This is a genomic window from Streptomyces sp. SID9727 (genome assembly GCF_010550605.1).
Classification (GTDB): Bacteria; Actinomycetota; Actinomycetes; order Streptomycetales; family Streptomycetaceae; genus Streptomyces.
This window is the reverse complement of the sequence record NZ_JAAGNI010000295.1, coordinates 84,454-101,692: the sequence shown is the minus strand read 5'-3', so window position 1 is coordinate 101,692 and position 17,239 is coordinate 84,454. Positions and strand designations below refer to the sequence as shown.

Genomic DNA, 17,239 nt, shown 5'->3' with positions numbered 1-17,239 from the left:
ATCCGCACGCGCCCCCGCCGGGCTGTGCGTTCGAGGCCCGCTGCCCGCGCCGCCGGGACCGCTGCGCCGAGCAGGCGCCGCCGCTGGACGACCTGGGATCCGGCCACCGGGTCGCCTGCTGGTACCCGCTGCCGGTGCCGGCGGCCCCGGAGGCGGTGACCGCGTCATGACGGCGCTCCGGGTGGACGGCGTCACCGTCCGGCGCACCGGCCCCCGTGGCTCCTTCGCCGCCGTGGACGGGGTCTCGCTGGAGATCGCGCCCGGCACGACGCTGGGCCTCGTCGGGGAGTCGGGCTCCGGGAAGTCCACGCTGGCGGGCGCGATCGTCGGGCTGGTGCCGGTGCGGGGCGGCCGGATCCTGGTCGACGGGGAGGAGGTACGCACCCGCACCGTCCGGGACCGGCGCCGGCTGGCCCGCCGGGTGCAGGTGGTGTTCCAGGACCCGGACACCGCGCTCGATCCCCGTATGACCGTCCGTCGGACGCTGGCCGAGGCGGCCACGGTGTTCCGCCGGCTCGACCGGGCGGGGCGCGCGGAGCGCGTCGCCGAGCTGCTGGACCTGGTCGGCCTGGACGCCGGGCTCGCCGACCGCCTGCCCCGGCAGCTGTCCGGGGGGCAACGGCAGCGGGTCGCCCTGGCCCGTGCGCTGGCCGTCGAGCCGGGCCTGCTGATCGCCGACGAGATCACTTCGGCGCTCGACGTCTCGGTGCAGGCGTCCGTCCTGAACACGGTCGGCCGGCTTCAGCGGGAGCTCGGTCTGTCGATGCTGTTCATCGGCCACAACCTGCCGGCGGTCTGCCATGTCTCCGACGTGGTGGCGGTCATGCGACACGGCCGGATCGTGGAGACCGCCCCCACCGGAACGCTTCTGAGCGCACCGGCCCATCCGTACACCCGGACACTGCTCGCATCGGTACCGTCCTTGCGCGCTCGTCCGCCGGGGGAAATGACCGAGTGACCGCGAGGAACGCATTCACGCCATTCCACTGTCAAGCCGCCGCTCGATTCCTCACGCGCACGGATTACCGCGCACTTTTCGCGCGAGTCTTCCGTGAGACGATGCGGCGGCTTCGGAATGCGACGGGGCCTTTCTCGAACCGCTTTCGAAAGGTACCGAGCATGGCAGTTCTCGCGCCCGGCCAGCCCCTGTCCCACCGGAGCCCGTCCCACCAGACCGGGGCCGGCCTGTCCGTGCCGTTCGCCGTCGCCGGGACCGGGATGCATCTCCCGCCCGAGGTCGTCACCAATCAGGAGCTGACGCGCACCCTGGACACCAGCGACGCGTGGATCACGAGCCGGACCGGCATCCGCGAACGCCGCTGTCTGGCTCCGCACTTGGCGACCTCGGACATGTGTGTCGCCGCCGCGCTCCCGGCGTTGGAGGCGGCCGGGGTCGAGGCGGCCGGGCTGGACGCGATCATCGTGGCCAGCTACACGGGCGACCAGCCGCTCGTGTCGACCGCGCTGATCGTCAAGGATGCCCTCGGCGCCCACCGCGCCCTGTCGCTCGACGTCACCCAGGCCGCGTGCGCGTCCGGCATCCAGGCCATGCTGATCGCCGCGCACCTCCTTCAGAACCCCTCCATCGGCACGGTCCTGCTCCTCGCGGCCGACTGCGCGTCCAGGATCACCGACCCCGCCGACCGCACCACGCGCGTCTTCTTCGGGGACGCCGCGGCGGCGGTCGTCCTCACCCGGAGCGAGACGCCCGGAGCCGGTCTGCTCTCGTACGACCTGGGCTCCCAGCTCTCGTACGACGTCCAGATCCCCGCCGGCGGCTCCCGGCTGCCTGCGAGCGCCACCACCGTCGCCGCCGGGGAGCACTACCTGCACATGGACGGGCGTGCCGTGTGGGACACCGCGACGACACGGCTCCCCGAAAGCATCCGCGGCGCCGCGCACCGGGCCGGCGTGCCGGTGGACCGGGTCCGGCACTTCTTCCTGCACCAGGCCAACCTGAACATCCTCAACGAGACCCTGAGCGCGCTCGACGTCCCCCGTGACCGCGCCACCGTCACCATCGACCGGCTGGGCAACACCGGTTCGGCGGGTGTGTTCACCGCGTTGCACACCTCGGTGACCGAGGGCGCTCTGCTTCCGGGGGACGTCTATGTGCTCTCCGGCATCGGCGCGGGCTTCCAGTGGGGAAGCCTCTGCCTGCGTCACGCCTGAGTCAGCGTGTCCTGCGGGGCCTCCACGGACGAGTGAACTGCCTGCCGTAGCGTGGCGCACCGTCCACCGCGGACGACAGCATGGGCTCATGATCATCACGCGTTCCGGGGCCGATCGGGCCGCCCAGGCCCGGGCGGCCGAAGCCCAGCTCGCCACCGACGGAATCGACGGGGTGGTGTTCGGCTGGGTCGACAACGCCGGGCTCACCCGGGTGAAGTCGGTGCCCCTGGGCCAGCTGGTGCACGCCGCCGAGTTCGGAGTCGGTGCCCCGCCCTGCTTCGACGTCGCCCTGGTGGACGACTCCTTCACCTCCGCCCCCTCCAGTACGGGCGCGGTGGGCGACCTGCGCCTCGTCCCGGATCTCGACCGACTCACCCCCCTCGCGGCCCAGCCCGGCTGGGCCTGGGCCCCGGCCGATCGCCACACGCAGGACGGCGCCCCGTACGCCGGCTGTCAGCGCGGCTTCGCCCGCCGGGCCGCGGAGGCCGTGGAGCGGCGCGGACTGTCCGTGCGCGCCGGGATCGAGGTCGAGTGGACGGTGGCCGACGCCGCCGGCGATCCGGCGACGACCGGGCCGGGGTACGGCATGACCCGCTTCATCGAGCACTCCGACTACCTCCGGGACGTGCTGCGCGCCCTCACCGCGCAGGGGCTCGCCGTGGCGCAGCTCCACCCCGAGTACGCCGCCGGGCAGTTCGAGGTCTCCGTGGCCGCCGACGATCCGCTCGGGGCGGCCGACACGACGATGCTGATCCGCCACACCATCCGGGCCGTCTCCGCCCGGCACGGCCTGCGCGTCTCGTACGCCCCCGTCTTCACCGAGGGCGCGCTCGGCAACGGCGGCCACCTCCACCTCAGCCTCTGGCGGGAGGGCCGCAACCTCGGCCACGGCGGCTCGGGGCCGCACGGGCTGCACCCCGAGGCGGAGCACTTCCTCTCGGGCGCGCTGGCGCAACTGCCCGCGCTGCTCGCCCTCGGCGCGCCGGGCGTCGCCTCCTATCTGCGCCTGGTCCCGGCGCACTTCGCCGGGGCGTACCGGTGCTGGGGGCTGGAGAACCGCGAGGCGGCGCTGCGCCTGGTCACGGGCTCCGCCGCCGGGCAGGCGAACGCCGAGTTCAAGTGCTTCGACGCCGCCGCCAACCCGTATCTCGCGGTGGGCGGTGTGCTGGCCGCCGGCCTCGCCGGCCTCGACGCCGGACTGCCGCTTCCGCCCGAGACCCGGGGCGACCCGGCCGTGGCCGCCTCCGCCGAGCGCCTCCCGGTCAGCCTGTCCGAGGCGGCCGACGCGTTCGAGAAGTCCGCGCTGCTGCGACAGGCACTCGGACGCGAGCTGTACGAGGCGGTGCTGGCGGTGCGGCGGGCGGAGGCGGAGCTGTTCGCCGGACTCTCGGACGCGGAGGTGATCGAGGCGACGCGCTGGCGGTACTGACAGGGCGTCAGCTTGGCTCGTCCAGCCTCCGCGCCATGGGGACCGCGTTCGGGCCGTAGCTCGCTGGCAGCGGGGTCCCGGGCCGGGCGCGGTAGCCCAGCGCGGCCCACTTCTCCTCTGTGCCGTGCACGGCCACCAGGGAGAGGGTCCGGTATCCGCTCGCGCGCCCGGCGGCCTCCAGGTGCCGTAGCATCCGGGAGGCCAGGCCCCGGCCGCGCGCCCACTCGGCGATCACCAGGTCGTGTGCGTGCAGGTTGGTCGCCGCCGGCCCCGCCTGTTCGAGCAGGCTCAGGTCCGGGCAGCTGCCGAGCGGGTACGGCAGGGCGAGCAGGTAGCCGGCGAGAGCGCCCTCGTACTCCAGCGCGAAGCACGTGGACGGCGATGCGCGGTGCCGGGACCGCAGCGCCTCCTCGCCCTCGGACAGACCGCTTGCCGCATAGGCGCGTCGCTCCAGGGCGACCACCTCGTCCCAGTCCTCTTCCCGGAGCGGGCGGATCTTCCCCGAATCCGTCATGCGCCACCGACACAGGTGTAGGGCAGGGGCGCGAAGCCGTTGAAGCCCCGGGTGGTGTAGGCGGTGGCGTACGCGCCGCAGGAGTGGACCCAGACCGGGTCGCCGGAGGCAACCGCGCGCGGAACGCGGACCGGGCCGCCCTCCCGCGCGTACGCGTCGTCGCTGTCGCAGGTCGGTCCGGCCACCAGGGCCTCGACGAACCGGCCGTCGGAATGGGAGGGGAACTCCAGCCGGTACCGCAACTGGTCCATCTCGTAGAGGCCGTTGAACTTCCCGCAGCTGAGGAAGAGCCAGTCCTCGCGGGTGCCGTCGAGCCGTTGACGGGAGGTGAGCCGGGCGACGTGGGCCCGGATCGCGCCGTGGTCCGCGACCAGGTGCCGGCCGGGTTCCAGCAGGAAGCGCAGGGGCCCCGCGTTGACGGCGCTCAGCCGTTCCATGCCGTCGCGGATCACCCGGAAGATCTTGTCCATCGGAGGTTCCAGCGGCCGTCCGTACCGGTCGAGCACGCCGAGCGCCGGCAGCCCCCCGCCGAGGTTGATCCGGTCCGGCACGATGCCGGTCCGGTTGAGCGCGGTCACCAGGGCGGTCAGCGTCTCGATCGCCTCACCCCACGCCTCCGCCGTCATCTGCTGGGAGCCGACGTGCACCGACAGCCCGGACGGCACAAGGCCGGCGGCCCGGGCCGCTCCGAGCACGCGCAGGGCGTCCTCGGGCGAGCAGCCGAACTTGTGGCTGAGCCCCCACAGCGCACCGCTCCCCGTGGTGGAGACCCGGCAGAAGACCCGCGCCCCGGGCGCGTGCCGCGCGATCGCCGCCACGTCCTCGCGGCTGTCGGTGGCGAAGTCGCTTACGCCCAGCCGGTACGCCTCGGCGATGTCGCGGTCGGACTTGACGGTGTTGCCGTAGTGGATCAGCCCGGGCCGCGCTCCGGTGCGGAGCGCCTGCGCGATCTCCTGCGGGCCGGCCGCGTCGAAGCCGGACCCGAGCCGGGCGAGATGGCCGAGCACTTCGTCCACCGGACACGCCTTCATCGCGAACCGTACGTGCACGCCCGGCAGTTCGGCGCGGACGGCGGCGTATTGCCGCCCGATGCCGTCCAGGTCGTACACCAGGGTGTCCTCGGACGCGGCGGCGAGCGCGGCACGCAGCGCGGATGGCTCGGGCCGGGTGTGTCCACCGGCTCTGGCCCGGGCGCCCGCCCGGCGCTGCGCGGCGGTCTGACGCGTGTCGGAGCACTGAGGCGTCACGTACGAACTCCCGATTCGGTGGACGACCGGCGCCACGTCCCTACTGGCGGCCGTGAGATGAAGGAGGCAGCGCGCGAACCGGCTGGGCGTCCGCCCTGTCTCTCCCTCCTCGCCACAACTCTATGGACGCGCGAAACCGCGCCTGTCCGGCGTCGGGGGCGGTCGCCGCGTACGGCGCCGCTTCCGGGGGCCCGAAGCAGCCGCGCCGCACGGGCGGCCGCGCCTCCGCGGTCGGGGGCGGAACCACTCGAACGACTCCGGTGCGCGCCTCCCCGATCTTGACGATCCCGGAAATCGTCGAGCGCGGGAGCAGGGCCGAGGCCGTGCGGACCCGTGAGCGGAGGCACTCCGGTTCGTCTGAACCGTGTTATGGTGCATGCCGCAGAGACAACTGGGTCGATGCAGGACGAAGTGGGAGGTGAGATTGATGACTGCCGTAGAGACGGCTGCCGCACGCAGCGCCCTCCGGACCATCCTCACGTCCCGGGCCCCGGTCTGACCTGAGCTTCACGCTCCTCCACGGGGCCCTCGTTCAAGGGTCTTTACGTTGTCTCAATTCTCGCATCACCATCATGCCCGTCCGTACTCCCTCGTGGATTACGGCTGGGACGAGGCGTGGGATCACGCCTTCTCCTCCTATCGCGAGGCCGGACTGGCCCCGGCCCGCGTCGTGCGCGCCGAACACGGCTCGTGCGAAGCGGTGACCGACGCCGGAATCCTGCATGCGGAGGTCCCCGGCGGTGGGCGGCAGGTACCGCCCACCACGGGTGACTGGGCCGCCCTGTCTCCCGCCACCACGAGTCGCGGACCGGTGCTGCATTCGGTTCTGGAGCGGCGCACCTCGCTCGTGCGGTCCACCGCTTCGCGTACCTCCCAGGGGCAGGTCCTGGCCGCGAACGTCGACACCGTCGTGGTGGCGGTGTCGCTGGCCGTGCCGCGGAAGCACGGCAGGACGGAACGCATGCTCGCCCTGGCCTGGGAGAGCGGCGCCCAGCCGGTCGTCGTGCTCACCAAGGCCGACCGGTGCCCCGACCCGCAGCAGGCCGCGGCCGAGGTGGCCGAGGTCGCACCCGGCGCGGACGTGCTCGTCACCAGCGCCGTGACCGGGGAGGGCCTGGACACTCTGACGGCCGTCGTGAACGGCACCATCGTGCTGCTCGGCCCGTCCGGGGCGGGCAAATCCACTCTGGGGAACCGACTCCTCGGCGAGGAGCGGCTGGCGACCGGCGCCGTGCGCGACGCGGACGGGAAGGGCCGGCACACCACCGCGTGGCGGGAGTTGGTCCCGCTGCCGAACGGCGGGGTTCTGCTGGACACCCCCGGTCTGCGGGCGATCGGTCTGCACGATGCTCAGACGGGGCTTGAGCAGACCTTCGCTGAGATCGAACTCCTCGCGCGGCAATGCCGGTTCACCGACTGCGGGCACGGCAGCGAGCCGGGCTGCGCGGTGCTGGCCGCCGTCGAGACCGGGGAGATCCCCCGGCGACGGCTGGACAGCTACCACCGGCTGCTGAGGGAGAACGCCTACGCGGCCTCGCGCACCGACGCCCGTCTGCGGGCCGGCCGCGAGGCCGCCAAGAAGGACATCACACAGCATCTGCGCGCGACCTACCGGTTCCGGGACCGCCAACGGTGAGCCACGACCACCGCACCGCCGCCGGCCCCGCCCCACTCTCCTCCGAGAACGGAACGACCATGACCACCTGGACCACCCGTCCCGAGACGCCCGACGACATCCCCGCCATCCGCGAGATCAACCTGGCGGCCTTCCCGACCCCCCAGGAAGCCGACATCGTCGAGGCCCTGCGCGCCGACCCGAAGGCATGGATCGACGGCCTCTCCCTGGTCGCGACAGGTCCCGACAACACCCCGGTGGCGCTCGCGCTGCTGACCCGCTGCCACGTCGACGGCGAACCCGCCCTCGCCCTGGCTCCGTGCGCGGTCCTGCCCTCGGCCCAGCGCTCCGGTGCCGGCTCGGCGGCCATCCGCGCGGCACTGGCCGCCGCCCGAGCAAGGGGGGAGAACCTCGTCCTGGTCCTGGGCCACGCCGCGTACTACCCCCGGTTCGGCTTCACGCCGGCCTCCGGCTTCGGTATCCGGGCCCCCTTCGACGTCCCGGACGAGGCCATGATGGCCATGGTCCTGGACGACACCCTCCCGACCCCGACGGGCACCATCCAGTACCCCGCCGCGTTCGGCGTCTGACCCTCCTGTGGCGCCCCGGAACCGCTTCCGGGGCGCCGTCCGCCTGCCCTGCCTCGCGGCGGGGCAGGCGGGTGGCCCGTACGCGGTTCCGGGGGCGGCCCGGCGCATCCGCGTCCGCCGACGCCCGGGGCCCGAGCCATGGACGCCCGGACCTGGAGAGCTTGTGGCCGAAGGGGTGCCTCCGACCGGCTGGACCGTGACACCGAGGGTCGGGCAGACGGCTTCCGGCAGGAGACCGGGACGGCCGTCCCGCTCCTCGGGTCTCGACGCCGAGCTGCCGGCCGGGACGGGGGCAGCGGGAGACATCGCCACTGTGCTTGATCCACCGCGGAGTTGACACGGACCGGCCCAGCGCCCCCGAAACCCGGCACTGGACCGATAAACGTCCTCATACGAAAGGCGGGTGGGCTCGATAGAGTACTTCACCCGGGAAGCGCCCTCGCGCCATGGGGGGAACAAGGACCTCGTCAGGTCCCGTTCTTGCCGGTCAAGGCACTCTCTGCTCCTCTGCCCGACTGCCGGACAGCCCGCTTCGCGAAAGCCCGAGGCCGGTATGGGTCGGCAGAGCCGCAGTCCCATCCTCTTCGGGGAGGTTCACCATACTTCGTTTAGCTTCATGCCCAAGAGTGCTCATTGTCGGATCGGGCCTGGCCGGCGCCGCCACCGCTATGCGGTTACTCCGTTTCGCGCGCAGCCCGCTGGAAATCGTCCTGCTCGAGCGGCGTTCCGACTACCGGTGCGCGGGTGTCGCCTACCACCGGGACGGCAACCCCTGGGGCCATGTGTTCAACATCCAGGCGGGTCGGATGTCTGCCTTCCGGGAGGACGTCCACGACTTCGTCCGCTGGGCCAACTCCGAGGCGGACCGCGGGGACTGGCCCGATCCCTGGGCCGGGACGACGTTCACCGAGGAGGGACCGGCACCCCGGCGGATCTTCCAGGACTACCTGACCGACCGCCTGGCCGAGGCCAGGCGGGAAGCCTGTCCCGGCGTCGCGCTCGTCGAGGCGGACGGCGAGGCCGTCGATATGGAAGTCCGATCGGGCGGCGTCGATGTGACAGTGCGTCATCTTGTCCCGCGCAGTGCGGACGAGGGTTCCCGAGGGGAGCAGAGCCGGGAGGCGACGGTGCTCTTCGCGGACCGCGTCGTCCTCGCGACCGGCCTGGAGCTCAGGGAGCCGTCGTACGCCGCGGACGTGCTCGATCACGAGTCCTTCGTGCGCAACCCCTACTCCGAGGCCGGCGTCCGGAAGCTGATGGAACTCCCGCCCGGGGCGACCGTCGCGATCGTCGGATCCGTGCTGAGCGCGTACGACTCGGCGGGCCTGCTGCTGCGCCAGGGCCACACGGGGAAGATCCATCTGGTCTCCAGGACCGGGACGGTGTTCCGTACCTACCCCGCCGACCATGAACACGAGGTGGTGCGGCTGCCCTGCCCGAAGACACTGCTGGAGCCGTACCTCGATCGTCAGGAGTTCCTGGCCCGGGTCCGGAGCGCGTGGGAGGCCGCGTGCTCGACCGTCGTCCGCGAGCACCCCGGCATCCATCCGACCGTGGTCGCGGAACGGGTGGCCAAGGCGTGGGAGCCGCATCTGCCGAAGGCCATCGAGTTGATTCCCTCCGCAGAACTGCGGGGGCTGCTCGACGAGTTCGGTACCGCGATCGCAGCCTTCCGGGTGGGTGCGGTGGAGTACACGATGGAGGTCATCGAGCGCGCCATGCGCCCGGCGGACGGGACGGTGCGACTGGTGGTCGGCAAGGTCGCCGCGATCAAACCGACGGAGTCCGGGCGGCTGGCCGTCTCCGTCGACGCCGGAGACGGGACGCGCTCCATCGAGACCGACCTGGTGATTTCCAACTTCAGCAGGGAGTCGGACTACGGCAGGGTCGGACAGCCGCTGTGGAAGAACCTTCTGCGCCGGGGCATGGCGGTCCCTCACAGGCGCACCGGGCGCGGCCTGGAGGTCGACGGACGGGGGGCTCTGCTCGGCCCCGGCGGGGAGGCGGTCGGCCCCCTCTTCGCGGTCGGTGTGCTGAGAGAGGGCGACGAGATCGTCCGGAACGGCCGGACCGGTGCGTTCACCTTCAATCTCGCGGCCATCAAGAACCACTCGATCGCGGTTGCCGCGCATGTCATCGAGACACTGGAAACGGACGGAGACGTCCTGGCCGAGAGCTTGGCCACATACTATGCCCGTTCCAGCAATATCAAGGAAGTGGAGCGGGTCGAATTCGAGGAAGCTGTGACTCTGGAAGTAAGGAGGCTGGCCACACGTACCCGAAGTGATCGAGAAATCAACGATTCCCGTCTGGATGCCTGCATCCGGGCTGCGGGAGAACTGCCGGACTTTTCGATGGACGCGTCCCGGCGCGTCCGCCTGATGAGGGCTGTCGTCAACCGGGCAGCCGTTGAACGGCTCACCGACATCTCAGTGACGCCGAAGCAACTGCGCAGACAACTCGGGATAGCGAACTCCTAGGACGCGGAGGACCAGTTGAGCGGGCGACGAATTCAAGGGTTCCTGTTGAGCGACGGAACCGAGAAGGTGCTGCAAGGCACTTGTAACCGCACAAGGAACCCGCTTCAGGGGTCCATCCTCGTCGCCAGTTCCCTCGAAGCGAGCCTTTACGACGCGATGGTGGCCGCACGTGCGGTCGTCTGCGGCGCGGGCGGACTGACCGGGCACATGCAGTCCATCTGCCGCGGCAGGGGTATACCCGTGCTCCGAGTCGACGAGAGCGATCTGGCGGGCGTCACCGGCGAGGTGACACTGCATCTGGAGAGCCAGTCGATCATCGTCGAGTCCGACACGGTCTCCCGGGCTGCGCGCCCGGCAGCGGGGGAACCGTCACTGGCCGCTCTGGGCTCGGCCTGCGCGGTCATCGCGGACCTGCAGGACATCGCCACGATCAACGCGTGCGGACCGGACGCGAAGCGGGTCGACTCCTTCTTCATCCGGGAGGAGTTCCTCTGCCTCGCGGCGGGCCTGCGTCCACTCGACTCGGTGAGCGGCAGCCCGGCCGACGTCACGGCGTACGGGCGGGCCGTCGCGGACCGGCTGTGCGGGTTCGTCGAGGCTCTCCTGCCCGGGCAGCGGCTCGTCCTGCGGTTGCTGGACCTCCGCTCGGACCACGCTGCCCGGGTCACCGAACTGGCCCGGGTCGCGGTCGAACCGAACCCCGAGCTGGGCCTGCACGGCGCCCGCTGGCTGCTGGGGTCGAAGGCGTACCGGGATGCGCTGCACGCGGTGCTCGGATCCCTGCGCGAGCGGCTCGGTGACGAGGCGGGCCGGGTGCACCTCTCGGTTCCCTTCGTCAACGACGCGGAGGAGTTCGCCACGCTGATCAGGCACCTGGAACTGCCGGCCGGCGTGCCGGTGTCCGCGTTCATCGAGACGCCCGCGGCGGTGCACGCCACCGCGGCGATCTGTGCCTCGGGTGCCAGCGAACTCTTCGTCGGCACGAAGGACCTGGTGCAGTTCTACCTCGCGGCGGACCGGGGCAACCACCTGGTGGCCGGGTCCTATCAGACCCGGCACCCGGCCGTCATCGACGGCATGAGGAGGGTGGTGGAGTCGGCGCGCGCCGCGGGCACCCCGGTGAGGGTGTTCGCGCTGGGGGCGGACCTCGGCCACTACCTGGAGCAGCTGCCGACCCCGGACGGCTACATGATGTGCACAGCCGAACTCCGGCAGGTGATCCTCCGGTCGTGACTCCGGCTGGACGAGCGCCCGGTACGGCGGTGGCCGCCGCGGCCGGCCCCCCACCGGGAGCCGGCAACGCGTCCGGCGGGGGTCCGTGCGGCGGCACCCGGTCCGGCGAGGCCGCCGCTCTCTCGCCGGACCGGGTGCCGGGCCGCCCGGCCGGCTCGCATCCTTTGTGCCCGTTTCCCAGGGGCCGGGCGCGGGTTCCGCCTAGGGTGAGCCCTCCTGCACGGCCCGCAACCGGGGCGCTCCGGCCCGGCCCCACGGATCCGCCTGCCAGTCGCCCACGCAGGGAGCCCTGCCGAACCCGCTGTCGGCGACCACGGCCTCGCCGGACGGGGCGGCGTGCAGCGGCTGGTGGTACGGGCCGTCCAGTTCCGGCAGAGCCAGCAGGATCGGCAGGTCGAGCTGGGTGGCCGCCCGCAATTGCACATCGGCGTTGTACATGCGTCCTCCGCGGGCGCGGACCGCCCACCCCGAGCCTATCAGCCTCGGCAGGCGGACCTGGGGGCCGGGCGCACCGTCGTGCAGCACCACGGCGGCCGCCCGGATGAACCACAGCCCGTCGGGGACGTTCAGACGGAACGGACGGCAATCGTCCAGAACATCACAGGAGCGCGGCAGTCCCTCCATGATCGGGGTGCTGAACGCACCCACATAGACCCGGACCGGGCCGACGTCTGCCGGGAAGTGCAGTCGCCCGGCCACCGTGGACAAGCCGTGACGGGCCTGGGCGGCCGGCAGGGTGAGCGGTGGCATGCCGGAGCGAGCCAGGAACCTGTACCTGGTCGGCGCGATGCCGACGCTGCGGGTGAAGCGGCTGGTGAACGTGCCCAGGCTGTTGTAGCCCACCCGGTGGGTGATGTCCGAGACGCTGGCCGCGGTCTCCAGCAGGTGCCGCTTGGCCATGAACAGTCTGATCGCGGCCAGGAACCGGCCCGGCGACGTCCCGGTCACCTCGTTGAACATCCGTGAATAGTGGAACTTGCTGTAAAAGGCGGTTTCCGCCAGTTGTCCCAGGGAGAGCGGGTCGGCGTGGTGATTCCACATAGCTCTTATACTGCGCTCTATCGCCGCCTCTGCGACCATCCGTATCCCCCGACTTTGGATGCTGATAATGCATGTGGATGTGCATGAGATCACCAATTGCCTGTCGGGAATTTCGGAATCCCGTTCGGAAGCGTTCCGGCGAGCGGTCGCAGCGCACGCCGGCCCGCCGACGCGTTCATTACAGCGAGTTACTTTGCAGGTCGGCGGCTTCGCCTTGGGTTGCCTGCTCGTTCTGTACCGGTCGCGCGGTGGCTCCCTCATGTGGCGGTACACCTTCCCGAACGTGTCGAACCGGGCCTATGCAGTGGCGGCCGAGTACGGCCGACGAATATCGTTTAACTGTTCGAAACCTTCCGCATCTTCAAAATTGCGGTTTGAGATGGGTGCCGAGGGAAGATGGCCGAAAATCGCGTTTACGGTACCGCTTCCGGATGACGGTGCTCAGCGCGATGCGGAATAAATCTCGGCCCCGAACGGGTTTCACCGGCTCAACCTGCTGGTGGGGCCGGGGGGCTGTCGCGGGTGTTCGAGAGGGCCCGGCGGCGCCGGGACGCGACCACGCGCCCCCGGCTCCGAGCACCACCTCGGCGTCGTGGCCGTGATCAGGTGGTTCCTCAAGCCCGGAATTCCGAACGAAGTTGAGGCCGGAGCTCCTATCGGCACCGGAACGCCACGGTGCGGTGGCCTGTCTCCGCCGCTGTTCGACGCAGCCACGTCGGCGCTCCGCCCGACGTCGTACGCGTCGGCCGGCGGTTCTCGTGGTCCCGCCGTATCTCCACGACCCCCCGCCCACGCTCAACGCGCACGGCTCGTGGTGCCTGTGCACGGCTCTCCCGGCGACGCCGAGAATGCGCGGCATGCAATCGCTGAAGTGCTCAAACCACTGGGGCCGCGGCTTTCACGGGCAGGGACCCGGAGCGCACCCATGAGTGAGCGTTTTCGGAGTGGTTACCGATCGGGTGACAGCGGTGAGGGGCGCACACGCACGGGGCGCCCGTGCCATTGAGGGAGATGCTCGCCATCTCAACCCATCAGCACGGGCGCCCCGTTGGCCCCCCGTCACGCTCAACGCCCTCCACAGGGGCGGCCACCGCCCGTGCAGGGTTTCCGACGTACGCACCCGACTTCACGGGGCGGGGCCCCGTCGAGGAGCGCGGCCAACCCGGCCGGGACGAATCGTCCCGCGAAAGCCCGGCTTCGAACGGGCCCGGTCACCCGCTTCGCGAGATGACCGGGCCCGCGGTCCACCACCCGTCAGCGGCGCCCCAGAGGTTCGAGCGCGCTCGCGGATCCCTCCTCGGAACCGGCCGGGGCAGCCGCGGTCTCCACGTTCCCCAGGAGACCGAAACTCTGCTTGACCGCCCGCTTCTCCTTCCAGAGGTGATAGACGGCGATGCCGAGGATGACCGTGCCCACCGCGTTGGCCGCAAAGTGCCACCACACCCGGTAAGTCACCAGTGCCGGGCCCGGTTCGATGGCACCGAACCAGGTGGACAGGCCGATGGCCCGGCTCGCGCCCAGAGCCACGGAAGCCGTCAGCACGACGTGCTCGATGCCGTGGATACCCTGCATCCAGACGCCCATCCTGGCCCACTTGCGCGCCTTCAACTGCCCGGCGACCCGGTGCGTGATCTGCACGATGCCGACCAGTCCGGCAAGGAAGATGAAGTTGCCGACCAGGTGCAGGATCTCCATCCCGAGGGCGGGCTTGCCGGCGTCGACCTGGCCCATCCCACGGGCGAAGCTGTCAGCCCACGGAGTCATCCACGCCGGGGCGTAGGGATGGGCGATCCAGTAGCCCGCCTGTGTGACATGCTCCTGGAAGTGGCCGACCTGGCCCACCACACCAACGCCCACAAGCCCTACGGCGAGTTTGTACAGCCACGGCTTCACCCCCTTCCGGTTCCCGACCGCGAGCACGGCGACGGCGGCCCACATCGCGACGGCCCAGCCGATGAAGAGAACAGCGCCGACGGTGTCCACCGTCGAAACAGCGGGTGCCATCCCAGGCATGCCGGAGTGATCCATACGAAGTTCCTCCCTGATTGTTTCCCGACTGTGCGGAGAGAGCACAGAAGCAGTTGTCGGCGTGCGGCAGCACCCTGAGGCAGCGACCGAAATCCGAGACCAGCGAGAAAGCACGTTCTGGGTTCCCCCGGCACGAGCAGAACCAGCCCCCCTCCCGCTGCTCACGATCTGGAACTGGCCCGCCCAAGGGCTGTACCGCAACAGACTGCCCCCGGTCCGCCGGGTTCGCCTCTTCCCCATTGCTCTCTTCGGGTCCCGGCACGGCGCGCCGGGATCTCGCCGGCGGCAAGGCCCTCCGTCCGCGTGCGATCCCGGAGAGGCGCCTTGGCCGCCGGCACCGCCTCGGGGGCTCCGCAGCGATGCACGGCAAAGCACATTGGGAGAAGTCGGCCCGATAGGGAAAGTGTGATGCTCATATCCGTGGCCGGAGCCACGGACGGTGGATTGGTGAATTGCTGTGCGCGTGCGCACTTCGTCTGGAGAAGAGGGCAAAAAATGATCACGCTGAAAACGGTGAACGTCGAGATCGACGGACCGAGGGCCACGATCTACCTGAACCGGCCGGGCAAGAAGAACGCGATGAATCCGCAGATGCACCTGGATATGAATGAGGCCCTGGACGCGATCGAGGCAGCCGGCACCGTGAAGGCGGTCGTCGTGACCGGCAGCGGTGACAGTTTCAGCTCCGGGATGGACCTCGAAGAGTGCTTCCTGCAGCCTTTCGATGACCCGCAGTTGTTCTACCGCACCAATCTGGTGGCGCTCAATTGGTTCAAGCGGCTGAAGGCCCTTCCCGCGGTGACCATCGCCAAGGTGAACGGGTACGCCTTCGGCGGTGGGTTCCTGGTCGCGGGAATCTGCGACCTGGCCATCACGACGGAGACCGCGAAGTTCGGACTCTCCGAAATCAACTTCGGCATCTTCCCGGCGGGTGGAGCCACCTGGGCGGCCACGCACAACCTGCCGCGCAAGCAGGCGCTGTACTACATCCTCACCGGGGACACGCTCACCGGGCGGCAGGCGGAGACGTACGGGCTGGTGAACAAGGCCGTACCGGCGGATCAACTGGATGCGGAGACCGACCGGATCGTCGGACGGATCGTCAACAAGAACCCGATCACCCTGGAACTGGCGAAGCAGGTCTATGAGCGCACCACGACCCTGGACCTCCCGGCGTCGATCGACTACGACCAGGCGAAGCTCTGGGAGCTCTCCCGTCTCAGCGGCAACGAGTGGATCAACGTGGCGCTCAAGCAGTTCGAAAGGCGCGACTACCAGCCCGGCCTGAGCACGTACAGCCGGGTGGAAGCCGCGTCGTGATCTTCACCGGCCCACGTCCACGCGTCCACGTCCCCGAGACCACGTTCACCGACTACATACTGCGCCAGGCGGAGCGGTACCCGGACCGCCTGGCGATCGTCGACATCGACGGGGAGAACGGTCACACCTACGGCCAGCTCGCATCGGCGGTGCGCCGCGCGGCCACCGGGCTTCATGCCCGCGGCTTCGGCAAGGGCGACGTGTTGGCCCTCCTCGCGCCGAACGTGCCCGCGTATCCGATCGCGTTCCACGCCGCCGCCCTGGCCGGCGGCACGGTGGTGGTGCTCAACCCCCTCGACACGGCGGACGATCTCACCGCCCACCTGAACGACACCGGCGCGCGCCTGCTGGTGACCATGCCGTCCGAGGTGGTCAAGGCCGCGGCGGTGACCGCGCGAACGAAGGTCGAAGAGATCATCGTGTTCGGTGAGGCGGAGGGCGCCACGCCGTTCTCCGCGCTGCTCACCGACGGTGTGCCGCCCGAGCCGGCCGTCGACCCGGCGGACGACGTGGTGGCCGTGCTCCACTCCAGCGGTAGCACCGGCTATCCCAAGGGGGTGCTGCTGACCCATCGGAACATGATCGCCAACGTGCTCCAGACCAGTCTGGTCGCCCCCCTCGATGAGCACGAGACGGTGCTCGCCGTCCCGCCCTTCCATCACGCGTTCGGCCTGATCATGACGATGAACGCCAGTCTTCTCCAGGGCGCGACACTCGTGACGATGCCGCGCTTCGACCCCGAGGCCTACCTCAACGCGATCCAGGACCACCGCGTCACACGCCTCTACGTCGTGCCGACCATCGCCGTCCTCCTCGCGAAGAGCCCGCTGGTGGACCGGTACGACCTCTCCTCGCTCCGCTCGATCGTCTCCGGCGGCGCCGCGCTCGACCCCGGGACCGCCGAGCTCTGCCGTCGGCGCCTGGGCGTGAGCATCGGCCAGGGATACGGCCTCACCGAGGCACTGGTCTCCTTCATGCAGCTCGCCGACCCGGTGGCATCCGGGTCGGTCGGTCCCAACTCCCCCAACATCGAGTGCAAGATCGTCGACATCACCACCGGCGACGAACTCGGGCCCGACCAGGACGGCGAGGTCCTCATCCGCGGCCCGCATGTGATGAAGGGCTACCTCAACGCCCCGGAGGCCACCGCCGAGGTGCTCGAACCGGACGGATTCCTGCACACCGGCGACCTCGGCCATGTGGACGAGAACGGAGAGCTCTTCCTCGTCGACCGCATCAAGGAACTCATCAAGTACAAGGGCCAGCAGGTGTCCCCGGTCGAACTCGAAGCGGTGCTGATGTCGCACCCGAAGGTCGCGGACGCGGCGGTGATCGGCGTGCCCGACGAGGAGGCCAGTGAGATCCCCAAGGGATTCGTGGTGACCGGCGAGCCGGTCACGCCGAAGGAGATCATGGCCTTCGTCGCAGCACGGGTCGCCCCCTACAAGAAGATCCGGCGGCTCGAGTTCATCGATCAGATCCCCCGCACACCGGTCGGCAAGATCGAGCGCCGCAGTCTTCTGGCCCGCGAGCGGACCGGCCGATCATCGCAACTCTGAAGCAGACCACC

Annotated in this window: 14 protein-coding genes; 10 read left to right on the top strand and 4 right to left on the bottom strand. The window is 70.5% G+C overall.

From position 1 onward, the window contains the following. From G3I41_RS37465 to G3I41_RS19435, 4 genes are all read left to right on the top strand, one after another. The coding region (locus tag G3I41_RS37465; RefSeq protein ID WP_343242176.1) for an oligopeptide/dipeptide ABC transporter ATP-binding protein at positions 1-170 on the top strand (170 nt) is incomplete at its 5' end. Continuing rightward, positions 167-958: an ATP-binding cassette domain-containing protein gene (locus G3I41_RS19445; protein ID WP_164401520.1), complete on the top strand. Its 792-nt coding sequence runs from the start codon at positions 167-169 to the stop codon at positions 956-958. The genes G3I41_RS37465 and G3I41_RS19445, both read left to right, overlap by 4 nt. Positions 959-1,119: 161 nt before the next feature. Further along, positions 1,120-2,172, top strand: a complete 1,053-nt coding sequence (locus tag G3I41_RS19440) for a beta-ketoacyl-ACP synthase 3 (protein ID WP_164401518.1) — start codon at positions 1,120-1,122, stop codon at positions 2,170-2,172. Between the two features lie 88 nt (positions 2,173-2,260). Next, entirely contained in the window at positions 2,261-3,601 is a 1,341-nt protein-coding gene (locus G3I41_RS19435; protein ID WP_164401516.1) for a glutamine synthetase family protein, read from the top strand. 7 nt (positions 3,602-3,608) lie between these two features. On the opposite strand, the gene G3I41_RS19430 is transcribed toward G3I41_RS19435, so the two are convergent. Both G3I41_RS19430 and G3I41_RS19425 read right to left on the bottom strand, forming a co-directional pair. After that, positions 3,609-4,115 carry a GNAT family N-acetyltransferase gene (locus G3I41_RS19430; RefSeq protein ID WP_164401514.1) on the bottom strand — a complete coding sequence of 169 codons (507 nt, stop codon included), beginning with the start codon at positions 4,113-4,115 and terminating at the stop codon, positions 3,609-3,611. Beyond that, positions 4,112-5,263, bottom strand: coding sequence for a type III PLP-dependent enzyme (locus tag G3I41_RS19425; protein WP_203601329.1), 1,152 nt, complete (start codon positions 5,261-5,263; stop codon positions 4,112-4,114). Before G3I41_RS19425 ends, G3I41_RS19430 begins: the two co-directional genes overlap by 4 nt. 691 nt (positions 5,264-5,954) lie before the next feature. Between G3I41_RS19425 and rsgA the strand changes: the two genes are divergently transcribed. The 4 genes from rsgA to G3I41_RS19405 all read left to right on the top strand — a co-directional run bounded on the left by rsgA (position 5,955) and on the right by G3I41_RS19405 (position 11,280). Further along, positions 5,955-6,998: a ribosome small subunit-dependent GTPase A gene (gene rsgA, locus G3I41_RS19420; RefSeq protein WP_343242173.1), complete on the top strand. Its 1,044-nt coding sequence runs from the start codon at positions 5,955-5,957 to the stop codon at positions 6,996-6,998. 59 nt (positions 6,999-7,057) lie between these two features. After that, positions 7,058-7,567: an N-acetyltransferase gene (locus G3I41_RS19415; protein ID WP_164401508.1), complete on the top strand. Its 510-nt coding sequence runs from the start codon at positions 7,058-7,060 to the stop codon at positions 7,565-7,567. A 599-nt stretch (positions 7,568-8,166) separates the two neighbouring features. Continuing rightward, the gene (locus tag G3I41_RS19410; protein WP_343242175.1) at positions 8,167-10,047 is read left to right on the top strand and encodes an FAD/NAD(P)-binding protein; all 1,881 of its coding nucleotides are present in this window, start codon (positions 8,167-8,169) and stop codon (positions 10,045-10,047) included. 45 nt (positions 10,048-10,092) lie between these two features. Beyond that, positions 10,093-11,280: a putative PEP-binding protein gene (locus G3I41_RS19405; RefSeq protein ID WP_239081716.1), complete on the top strand. Its 1,188-nt coding sequence runs from the start codon at positions 10,093-10,095 to the stop codon at positions 11,278-11,280. Positions 11,281-11,481: 201 nt separating this feature from the next. On the opposite strand, the gene G3I41_RS19400 is transcribed toward G3I41_RS19405, so the two are convergent. Both G3I41_RS19400 and G3I41_RS19395 read right to left on the bottom strand, forming a co-directional pair. Then, positions 11,482-12,321, bottom strand: a complete 840-nt coding sequence (locus G3I41_RS19400; RefSeq protein ID WP_203601312.1) for a helix-turn-helix transcriptional regulator — start codon at positions 12,319-12,321, stop codon at positions 11,482-11,484. Positions 12,322-13,575: 1,254 nt separating this feature from the next. Next, complete coding sequence (locus G3I41_RS19395) at positions 13,576-14,349, bottom strand: DUF6008 family protein (RefSeq protein WP_239081715.1); 774 nt, start codon at positions 14,347-14,349, stop codon at positions 13,576-13,578. Positions 14,350-14,769: 420 nt separating this feature from the next. On the opposite strand from G3I41_RS19395, the gene G3I41_RS19390 reads away from it, so the two are divergent. Together G3I41_RS19390 and G3I41_RS19385 are read left to right on the top strand one after the other, a co-directional pair. Further along, positions 14,770-15,669, top strand: a complete 900-nt coding sequence (locus G3I41_RS19390; RefSeq protein ID WP_343242172.1) for a p-hydroxycinnamoyl CoA hydratase/lyase — start codon at positions 14,770-14,772, stop codon at positions 15,667-15,669. Beyond that, positions 15,666-17,228, top strand: a complete 1,563-nt coding sequence (locus G3I41_RS19385) for an AMP-binding protein (protein ID WP_164401502.1) — start codon at positions 15,666-15,668, stop codon at positions 17,226-17,228. Before G3I41_RS19390 ends, G3I41_RS19385 begins: the two co-directional genes overlap by 4 nt. The last annotated feature ends 11 nt before the right edge of the window (positions 17,229-17,239 follow it).